Source organism: Kluyvera sp. Awk 3 (assembly GCF_028069715.1).
Taxonomy (GTDB): Bacteria; Pseudomonadota; Gammaproteobacteria; order Enterobacterales; family Enterobacteriaceae; genus Kluyvera; species Kluyvera georgiana_A.
In genome coordinates this window covers 1-10,121 of the sequence record NZ_JANEWH010000152.1, presented here as the reverse complement: position 1 = coordinate 10,121, position 10,121 = coordinate 1, and the positions used below count along the sequence as shown (strand labels likewise).

The window sequence follows — 10,121 nt, the reverse complement described above, 5'->3', positions numbered from 1 at the left end:
ATTTAAATCATAGTATTCATCCCTCCGATTCTTACCTAATATCGAGACATCCTATAACCGGGATCGTTTTGCATGACGACATAAAGGGCCAGTAGAGCCCGCACAACACAGACAGAAACAACAGGAAGAAAATCACATGGTTGATCAGATCAAAGTCGCTGCTGCTTCAGAGCAGGAGCCGGCTGAACAGTCGCTACGGCGAAACCTTACTAACCGACATATTCAGTTGATTGCGATTGGCGGTGCCATCGGTACCGGGCTGTTTATGGGCTCGGGGAAAACAATCAGTCTCGCTGGGCCGTCGATCATCTTTGTTTATATGATCATCGGTTTTATGCTGTTCTTCGTCATGCGCGCGATGGGTGAGCTGCTGCTCTCCAATCTCGAATATAAATCATTCAGCGACTTTGCGGCCGATCTGCTCGGCCCGTGGGCGGGTTATTTCACCGGCTGGACCTACTGGTTTTGCTGGGTAGTCACCGGGATGGCGGACGTCGTCGCGATCACCGCCTATGCCCAATTCTGGTTCCCCGGGTTGTCTGACTGGGTCGCCTCGCTGGCGGTGGTCCTGCTGCTGCTGGGCCTCAACCTCGCCACCGTGAAGATGTTTGGTGAGATGGAGTTCTGGTTTGCGATGATCAAAATCGTCGCCATCGTGGCGCTGATTATCGTCGGCCTGGTGATGGTACTGACGCACTTTACCTCGCCAACCGGCGTAGAGGCGTCATTCGCGCATCTGTGGAACGACGGCGGCTGGTTCCCGAAAGGCATTAGCGGTTTCTTTGCTGGCTTCCAGATAGCGGTGTTTGCGTTCGTGGGGATTGAGCTGGTGGGCACCACCGCCGCAGAAACCAAAGATCCGGAGAAATCGCTGCCGCGCGCGATCAACTCGATTCCGATTCGTATCATCATGTTCTACGTCTTTGCGCTGATCGTGATTATGTCCGTGACGCCGTGGAGTTCAGTCGTACCGGATAAGAGCCCGTTCGTTGAGCTGTTCATGCTGGTTGGCCTGCCGGCTGCGGCGAGCATTATCAACTTCGTGGTGCTGACCTCAGCGACTTCTTCCGCCAACAGCGGCGTGTTCTCTACCAGCCGTATGCTGTTCGGTCTGGCGCAGGACGGCGTAGCGCCGAGCCTGTTCGCCAAGCTTTCCAAACGTGCGGTACCGGCGAAAGGGCTGACCTTCTCCTGTATCTGCCTGCTGGGCGGCGTGGTGATGCTGATGGTCAACCCAAGCGTGATCGCGGCTTTCACCATGATCACCACCGTATCGGCGATTCTGTTCATGTTCGTCTGGACGATTATTCTGTGCTCCTACCTGGTGTACCGTAAGCAGCGTCCGCACCTGCATGAAAAATCCATCTACAAAATGCCGCTGGGCAAGGTGATGTGCTGGGTGTGCATGGCGTTCTTCGCCTTTGTTCTGGTCCTGCTGACGCTGGAAACCGATACCCGTGAAGCGCTGATGGTGACGCCGATTTGGTTCATCGTGCTGGGTCTGGGGTGGATGTTCCTGCGTAAGAATCAGCGGGCTAAGTAAGATATTTGCCCTCTCTCCGGCCTTCTCCCCAGAGGGCCGTAGAGGAAAACCGTACAAAGCGCCCATTGTGGCGCTTTCTTCGTTTTTGCGCCCCATCTCGTAGCCCCCCATTTCTCAACGTGCTAATTTCCAAGCCATAAACGAAAAGCGTATGGAGATAAAATGCGTCAGAGAACGATTGTTTGCCCGGTGATTCAAAACCAGGGCGAATACCTGCTGTGCAAAATGGCCGACGACCGCGGCGTTTTCCCCGGCCAGTGGGCGCTGTCCGGTGGCGGCATGGAGGCGGGAGAAACCATGGAAGAAGCGCTGCGTCGCGAAATCCGCGAAGAGCTGGGCGATGCGCTGGAGATTACCGAGGTGAAGCCGTGGGCCTTCCGTGACGATGTACGGGTGAAAACCTACGCTGACGGTACCACGGAACAAATCTATATGATTTATCTCATCTTCGACTGCGTGAGCGCCAATCGTGATGTGACGTTTAATGAAGAATTTCAGGAGATTGCCTGGGTGAAACCCGAAGCGTTAGCGGGGCTGGATCTCAACGTGGCAACGCGAGAAACCTTCCGCCAGAAAGGGCTGCTGTAAAAAAACGCCTCCCGAATGGAGAGGCGTGGGATAACGTTATTCGCCTTTGAGCGCGCGCGGGAACAACACGTTATTTTCGAGGCTGATGTGTTCCATCAGGTCGTCAATCAGCTCGTTGATGCCGTTGTACATCGCCTTCCAGGTGGTGCAGGCTTCCGGCGGAATGGTGACGTTCTGGGTCGTGTGCTTGATCACTTCCAGCAGTTCGCCCGCTTCATCGTGCTCGCTTTCCATTACGCTAATCGGCCCGATGGCCTGGCTACCCATCCCCTGTTTGATCATCGGGAACAGAATCTGCTCCTCTTTCATCATATGGCTGGAAAGCTCCTGGTGCAGCATGGTCAGGTATTTGGCCAGCCCTTTCGGTACGTTCGGCTTGTCGGCGTGCACGCGTTCCACTTTGGTCGCCTGCAGAATCAGCTCCGGCAGCTGTTCACGGTGACGGTCGTGATAACGCACCACGATGTGGTCGATGATTTCGGCCAACGGCGCGGCACGCCAGTCTTTTTCCACCGGTTCTTCTGCCAGTTTCGCCAGCTCGGCCTCAATCACGGCAACGTCCAGATCTTTGCGAGTGGCCGCACGGCCAAGTGTCTGCTTACCGCCGCAGCAGTAATCCATATCATATTTACGGAACAGCGCGGATGCGCGTGGGATAGAGAGCGCCAGCTCGCCTAAAGGTTGGTCGCGAAAGGCCATAGCAGTTACCTCGTCATCAATAATATAAGATGTATTTTAAATGCATCTTTATGGCGAGGATATACCCCTTTATGGGGAGAGAATTTTAAGTGATGGTTGTCACAAAAAATTATTGCCCTTTAACGTGCTGAATCTTATTGAGAATAGCGCTGGTAAGACCTGAATCGATTAAATAAGCCCGTCGTGCTGCCGATAGTGAGACTTCAGATCACCTGCACAAAAAGGCAAATGATGTTTAAAAGAATAAAAGTAATCACCGTACTGATTGTTGTTCTGGTCGCGTTGGGCGCGATGCAGATGATTTCAGCCGGTGTATTTGTACGCGCGCTGAATAACGATAAGCAGAACTTTACCGTCTCTCAGCTTTCCAGCCAGAACGTGGCCGAGTTTACTGACGCATGGATTAGCCTTAACCAGGCTCGCGTGACCCTTAACCGCGGCATGCTGCGTCTGCAGGGGACGATGGCGAGCAGCGTCAACGGCGGCGAACTGAAAACGCTGGTCGATACGGCGAATAATCTGCTGGCTGAAGCAAAACATCATTACGACAAATATTACGCGCTGCCGGAAACGCCGGGGCTGGATAGTCACCTGTCGGACAGCCTGGAGAAACAATACGGCATCTATTCCGCCACGCTGGCACGCATGAATGAGCTGCTGGCGGAAGGCAAGCTGGAGGAGATGTTTAAGCAGAACGCCGAACAGAAGCAGCGGGCGATGCAGGCCGTCTATCAAGACTGGCGCGCGGCGCAGGCGTCGTTGACGAATGCCGGCATCAAACAAAATGAAAGCGACTATGTGCGTATTCTGTGGACGCTTGGCGCGATCATGCTGCTGGTGGTGGCGGTGATTGTGGTGAGCTGGATAGCCATGCAGCGCGTGTTGCTCAAGCCGTTGCATAACGTGATGGCGCACATTCGGCATATCGCAGAAGGCGATTTGACCAACGACATCAATACCGAGGGCAGCAATGAAATGGCCCTTCTGGCGCGTAACGTCAACGACATGCAGCAATCATTGGCGAAGACGGTAGGCGTGGTGCGTGAGGGCGCAGATACCATCTATACCGGTGCGGGCGAAATCTCTGCCGGCAGCAACGATCTCTCTTCGCGCACCGAGCAACAGGCGGCGTCGCTGGAAGAGACGGCAGCCAGCATGGAACAACTGACCGCGACGGTGAAGCAGAACGCCGATAACGCCCGTCAGGCGACGCAGCTGGCCCATAACGCTTCGGAAACGGCGCAGAAGGGCGGTAATGTGGTTGACGGCGTGGTGCGCACAATGGACGAAATCGCCGCCAGTTCCAGCAAAATTGCGCAGATTACCAACGTGATTGATGGCATTGCCTTCCAGACCAATATTCTGGCGCTGAATGCCGCGGTGGAAGCCGCGCGCGCGGGCGAGCAGGGGCGCGGTTTCGCGGTGGTCGCCGGGGAAGTGCGTACGCTGGCGCAGCGTAGCGCCCAAGCGGCAAAAGAGATTAAAGGGCTGATTGATGACTCGGGCAATCGCGTCAGCGCCGGTTCCGCGCTGGTACACGAAGCCGGAGAGACGATGGCGGAGATCGTCAACGCGGTGACCCGCGTCAGCGACATCATGGGCGAAATCGCCTCGGCCTCTGATGAACAGAGCCGCGGTATCGATCAGGTGGGTCAGGCGGTTGCCGAGATGGACCGCGTCACGCAGCAGAACGCCTCGCTGGTGGAAGAGTCAGCCAGCGCGGCCGCCGCGCTGGAAGAGCAGGCCGCACGCCTGAACCAGACGGTAGCCGTGTTTAAAATCAGCCGCCAGCAGCAGCGCCAGCCCGCACCGGTGAAGAAAGCTTTCACTCCGGCGGTAAAATCTACGCCGCTGAGTGAAGCGAACTGGGAAACCTTCTAAACCTCAGGACTCAGAAACCGGCACCACCGCCGGTTTCTGCGGTTTCGAGCGCACCGCAATCACCACGCCGATAACCAGCAGGGTAACACCGCTTAGCGTCAATATTGGCGGCATCTCCTGGCGCAACAGGAAGGTGTACAGTAGCCCTGCCAGCGTTTCAAAGACAATCAATGGCCCGAGGATCACCGTCGGTAGCCGCTGGCTCGCCACGTTCCAGCAGAGCGCGCCGACCCACGAGCACAGCACGGCGATGGCCATCATCAGGCCAATAAATACCGCTGGGCGCGGGCCAAAAGGCAGTGAGAAATCCGGCGTCTGGGTATTTAGCCATGCGCAGGCCGCGATATAGCCCACGATGGAAACCGGCAGCGTCACCAGCGCCTGTGCGGTCGCCCACATTAATGGCGGCTGATGCGGATTCTCTCGCAGCCAGCGGGCGTTACGCAGCGCATACCACGCCCAGCAGACCACCGAAATACTCGCCAGCGCAATGCCCGAGCCGTAGCGCCAGCCGCTAAAGTTCGGTAGCCCCTGATGCAGCTCGGCGACGTTGACGCACAGCAGCCCAAAACCGATCAGTACCAGGGCGGGCATCAGCCGCAGCCAGGAAAGCTTGCCGTCGCGCTGGCTATAAAGCAGGTTGGCGAATACCGGTATCACCACAGGCAATGTGCCGATGATCATCGTGGAAACAGGCGCACCGGTGCGCTGAATCGCGCTGGCCAGGCAGAAGTAATAAATCAGGTTGCCCATCATGGTGAGCCATAGCGCCGTCCACCAGTCTTTGCGCGTGAGCTGGCACAGGCGTGCGCGGCCCAGCCAGGCCAGCGGCAGGGCTATCAGCCCCAGCGCCAGATAGCGCCCCATCGATTGTAATATCGCCGGGTAATCCGGCACGATAAGCGGCCCGACAAAAATCAGCCCCCACATCAAACCCGCTAACAGGGCGTACAGCACACCGCTAATCATCGTGATATCCACTTCGGTTAAACATGCGCAAAGTGTAGGAGGGGAAATGGATTCAGTATTGTACGAGATTGCTGATTAGCGACGGGTGACCTGTTTTTGATAACGCACGGGGGTAATGCCATAGCGCTGGGTAAAGGCTCGGGTGAGATGAGACTGGTCGGTCAGGCCGGTGGCCGCTGCGACTTCGGCAGCAGGCATGCCGCGGGTGAGAAACTCTTTGGCGCGCCACAGGCGTACCGCCATCAGCATCTGGTGCGGCGTGACGTGGAAGTGGGCCTTAAACTGGCGCTGGAAGTGCCACGGGCTCAGCGCCGCGACGTTCGCCAGCTCATCGAGCGTGATCGGATGCATGTAGTTGTCGTACAGATAGTCGCGCACGTGGGCGAAGCGGTGAATTCCTTCGGCCAGCACCGGCGCGTGACAGGCCAGCGGCTGAAAAGTATCGATTAAATCCAGCAGCAGCCCTTTCTGCGCCAGCGGATCGTCGGTGTGCCATAAGGCATGGATCTGGCGGCCAATTTGCAGCGCGCGAAGCGGATCGTGACGGGTGGCATCGGCAAACCACCAGTGGCGAATGCCGGTGACGCTTTCAAGCAGATCGGGGTCGAGATAAATCATCCGGTAACGCCAGCCGTCGGCGGTTTCTGCTTCGCCGGTATGCAGCTCGTCCGGATTCATGGTGACGATAGAGTGGGTGGGCGCGACATGCTGGGTACCACGATAACGAAAGCGTTCAGCCCCGGCTTCAATCACGCCGATACCAAACGCTTCGTGGGTGTGGGGCTCAAAGGCGTAACGCGAGATATGGGCATGATACAGCTCTAAGCCCGGCACCTGCGCCAGGTGGCGAAAGCGTGCGCTGTCTTTCTCGTCGTTGAACTGTTCTGGTACGCCTTCCACGTCACTTCTCCCTCCGGGTCATCCCTTCATTATCAGAGATGACCCGCGGAGGCGCTACCCCATTTAACCCGTTCTTAACGCTTACAGGATACCTTTGACACTCTCGGCAAGGGGCGTGCTCGGGCGACCAATCAGTTTGCTGAGCGTATGACTGTCGTCGAACAGGCCGCCTTTCGAGGCGCCGACGTCTGAGTCTGCGAGCATGTCAGCCAGTCCGGCAGGCAGGCCCACGCTCTTCAGCGCGGCGGCAAAATCCGCCTGGCTCAGGTTCTGGTAAACCACGTTCTTACCGCTCTGTTTTGCCAGTTCAGCGGCCAGTTCACTCAGCGTCCAGCCGTGATCGCCCGCCAGTTCATATACCTTCCCGGCATGACCGTCTTCGGCTATCACGCGCGCGGCGGCAGCGGCGTAATCGGCACGGGTCGCGGAGGCGATTTTGCCTTCACCGGCAGCCCCGATAAACACACCGTGTTCCAGCGCGGCAGGCGCGCTCGCCAGATAGTTTTCGGTATACCAGCCGTTGCGCAGCAGCGCGAAAGGAATGCCGGAGTCGGCCAGCATTTTTTCCGTGGCGACGTGCTCGTCGGCCAGCCCCAGCGGAGAAGTGTCGGCGTGCAGCAGGCTGGTATAGGCGATGAATTTTACGCCTGCGGCTTTCGCGGCGTTAATGATATTGCGGTGCTGTGGCGCGCGCTGGCCGACTTCGCTGGAGGAGATAATCAGCAGCTTATCGACACCTTGCAGGGCCCTGGTTAACGCCGCTTCGTCGCCGTAGTCGGCCTGACGCACAACGACGCCTTTCTGGCTTAGCGCTTCGGCTTTTGCCGGGTTACGGACAACGGCAACGAGTTGGTTGGCGGCAGTGGTGTTGAGCAGGTTAGCAAACACCTGTTGGCCCAGTTGGCCGGTGGCTCCGGTAATCGCGATCATGGGTATTCTCCTTCGTGTTCGTATGGTGTTGTGGTAAGCTAACACCATAACTAACTTTTAGTAAGTACGTACGGAAAGGTAAGTATGAAAGAAAATAATCCGACGCTGACGCAAAAGATGCGTAACGGCAATTTGTTTGCCGAGCGCTGTCCCTCGCGAGACGTACTCAAACATGTGACCAGCCGCTGGGGCGTACTGATTCTGGTGGCGCTGCGTGAGGGTACGCACCGATTTAGCGACCTGCGGCGTAAAATGGGCGGCGTGAGTGAAAAAATGCTCGCCCAGTCGTTGCAGGCGCTTGAGCAGGATGGCTTTATCAACCGCGTTTCCTACCCGGTGGTACCGCCGCATGTAGAGTATAGCCTGACCCCGTTGGGAGAAGAGGTGAGCGAAAAGGTGGCGGCGCTGGCGGACTGGATTGAGGTGAACTTGCCGTTGGTGATGGCGCAACAGAGCCCGACACAGGCGTAAAACGCCTGTGTCGGCTCGTTGTTTACTTACTCAAATCCAGCTGATAAATCGCGAAGCCAATATCATCGGTCGCCACCTGTTTCATCGGATACTGCGCTTTTTCTTTGATAAACGCCGCCGCTTTTTCTGACGGTGAGGTTTCGAAGCGGATATCCAGTTTGGTGTCGCTGTGAATCGGCGCTAAACGCCAGTTGTTGTCCGCCGCCGGGTGAATTTCACCGGCTTTCTTCGACTCGGCGCCAATCCAGGCCGCCAGCACCGAGCGGTTTTCGTCCGGCGAGGCGAAGGCAATGTGGCTGTCACCCGTGCCCGCGAACTTACCGCCGTAGGCACGGTAGTTGTTGGTGGCGACAAGGAACGTGGCGTTTGGATCAATCAGCTTGCCGTTGAAGGTCAGATGCTTAATACGCTCGGCCTTCGGGTTAACGACCTGACATTCACCGTCATAACGTGCAGGCTGAGTGATATCAACCTGATAGTTCACACCGTCAATCACGTCGAAGTTATAGGTGCGGAAGCCGTCCCAGTTGATCAGAGACTGCGGCTTGCTGCTGTGCGGATCGATCTGGTTGAACTGCCCGGCAGAGCACTCCAGCCACTCTTTCACCTCTTTGCCGCTGGCTTTGACCACCACCAGGGTGTTCGGGTAGAGATAAAGATCGGCGGCGTTGCGGAAGGTGAGCTGGCCTTTTTCCACTTCGACATAGCTGGCCGGATCGTTCTTACGGCCACCCACTTTAAACGGCGCGGCGGCAGACAGCACCGGCAGTTTCGCCAGATCCGGATCGCCCTGAATATAGTGCTCAACGTAGGCCTTCTGCGCCATGTTAACCACCTGGACGGTTGGGTCGTCCTGCACCAGCGACAGGTAGCTGTACATGTTGTCGGAGGATTTCCCGATCGGCTTGCTGACGAACTCACGCGTTGCATCGTGGTCGGCTTTCAGCGCATCGACCAGCTTACTGTCTTCTGCCGCCAGCGATTTCTTCGCCGCCGCATCGTAAATCGGTCGCGCCTGCGCCTGTGCCGAGGTCACTTGCCATTTGCCGCTGTCATTGTTCAGCACCAGATCGACCACGCCCAGGTGATCGCCCCACATGCCCGGCATGACCGCGGGAACGCCATTCAGAGTGCCTTTGGCGATATCCGCGCCTTTAATGCTGGCGAAGTCTTTGCTCGGGAACACCGCGTGGGCGTGGCCGAACATAATGGCGTCAACGCCCGGCACCTGGCTTAAGTAGTAGACCGAGTTTTCCGCCATCGCCTGGTAGGGATCGGCAGAGAGGCCGGAGTGGGCAATCACCACCACCACGTCCGCACCGTTGGCGCGCATCTCCGGCACGTACTTGCGGGCGGTTTCGGTGATATCGTTAACGGTGACTTTGCCGCTCAGGTTGGCTTTATCCCAGGTCATGATCTGCGGCGGCACAAAGCCGATATAGCCGATTTTCAGCGTGTGCTTGCTGCCATCTTTATCGACTACGTCCGTTTCTTTAATCAGATACGGAGTAAACATCGGTTTTTGGGTCTTAACGTCGATGATATTGGCGTTAATATACGGGAATTTCGCACCCGCCAGCGCTTTGTGCAGATAATCCAGACCGTAGTTGAACTCGTGGTTGCCGAGGTTACCCACCGTGTAGTCGAGCAGGTTCATCGCTTTATACACCGGGTGCGTATCGCCCTGCTTTAACCCTTTTGCTGCCGCGTAGTCACCCATTGGGCTACCCTGAATAACATCGCCGTTATCCACCAGCACGCTGTTCTTCACCTCGTCGCGAGCGGCGTTAATCAGGCTCGCCGTGCGGACCAGGCCGAACTTCTCGGTGGCGGTATCTTTGTAGTAATCAAAATCCATCATATTGCTATGAAGATCGGTGGTTTCCATGATACGGAGGTCCACCGTTGCCGCATTGACGCTGGCGGCGATCAGCGTGGCCAGAAGCGTTGCGCTAAACTTGATCATCAGAGGCATCCTTTTTTTCGATCTAAGACACAGATTTAAATGTATTTGTTTTCTGTTGCTTACAAGGATGTGAATCATGCCAGAAAATCATGACGGGAAATCGGCAGCGGTTCACAGTTATCCGGAACGATGATGGGAATAGCGGATTAAGCGGCAATACGATATAAATAAAAC

General features: G+C 56.7%; 9 protein-coding genes. 4 read left to right on the top strand and 5 right to left on the bottom strand.

Going from position 1 to position 10,121, the window contains the following annotated elements; all coding sequences use genetic code 11:
* Positions 1–136: 136 nt before the first annotated feature.
* Together cycA and nudI are read left to right on the top strand one after the other, a co-directional pair.
* The gene (gene cycA / locus NNN71_RS21410; RefSeq protein ID WP_163445839.1) at positions 137–1,543 is read left to right on the top strand and encodes a D-serine/D-alanine/glycine transporter; all 1,407 of its coding nucleotides are present in this window, start codon (positions 137–139) and stop codon (positions 1,541–1,543) included.
* Between the two features lie 162 nt (positions 1,544–1,705).
* Complete coding sequence (gene nudI, locus NNN71_RS21405) at positions 1,706–2,131, top strand: nucleoside triphosphatase NudI (RefSeq protein WP_163445838.1); 426 nt, start codon at positions 1,706–1,708, stop codon at positions 2,129–2,131.
* 36 nt (positions 2,132–2,167) lie between these two features.
* Here the strand turns inward: nudI and ytfE are convergent, their stop codons facing one another.
* Positions 2,168–2,830, bottom strand: a complete 663-nt coding sequence (ytfE, locus tag NNN71_RS21400) for an iron-sulfur cluster repair protein YtfE (RefSeq protein ID WP_167577047.1) — start codon at positions 2,828–2,830, stop codon at positions 2,168–2,170.
* Between the two features lie 231 nt (positions 2,831–3,061).
* Here ytfE and NNN71_RS21395 point away from each other — a divergent pair, with 231 nt between their 5' ends.
* Entirely contained in the window at positions 3,062–4,711 is a 1,650-nt protein-coding gene (locus NNN71_RS21395) for a methyl-accepting chemotaxis protein (RefSeq protein WP_271459293.1), read from the top strand.
* Positions 4,712–4,714: 3 nt separating this feature from the next.
* On the opposite strand, the gene NNN71_RS21390 is transcribed toward NNN71_RS21395, so the two are convergent.
* From NNN71_RS21390 to NNN71_RS21380, 3 genes are all read right to left on the bottom strand, one after another.
* Positions 4,715–5,680, bottom strand: a complete 966-nt coding sequence (locus NNN71_RS21390) for a DMT family transporter (RefSeq protein WP_167577046.1) — start codon at positions 5,678–5,680, stop codon at positions 4,715–4,717.
* 75 nt (positions 5,681–5,755) lie between these two features.
* A complete protein-coding gene (locus tag NNN71_RS21385; RefSeq protein ID WP_223803442.1) occupies positions 5,756–6,580 on the bottom strand; it encodes an AraC family transcriptional regulator in 825 nt (274 codons plus the stop codon).
* A gap of 81 nt (positions 6,581–6,661) precedes the next feature.
* Positions 6,662–7,510 carry an SDR family oxidoreductase gene (locus tag NNN71_RS21380; protein ID WP_249022417.1) on the bottom strand — a complete coding sequence of 283 codons (849 nt, stop codon included), beginning with the start codon at positions 7,508–7,510 and terminating at the stop codon, positions 6,662–6,664.
* An 84-nt stretch (positions 7,511–7,594) separates the two neighbouring features.
* On the opposite strand from NNN71_RS21380, the gene NNN71_RS21375 reads away from it, so the two are divergent.
* On the top strand, positions 7,595–7,981 hold the full coding sequence (locus NNN71_RS21375) for a winged helix-turn-helix transcriptional regulator (protein ID WP_167577044.1): 387 nt from the start codon (positions 7,595–7,597) through the stop codon (positions 7,979–7,981).
* Positions 7,982–8,003: 22 nt separating this feature from the next.
* On the opposite strand, the gene NNN71_RS21370 is transcribed toward NNN71_RS21375, so the two are convergent.
* A complete protein-coding gene (locus NNN71_RS21370; protein ID WP_271459292.1) occupies positions 8,004–9,947 on the bottom strand; it encodes a bifunctional 2',3'-cyclic-nucleotide 2'-phosphodiesterase/3'-nucleotidase in 1,944 nt (647 codons plus the stop codon).
* Between the last annotated feature and the right edge of the window lie 174 nt (positions 9,948–10,121).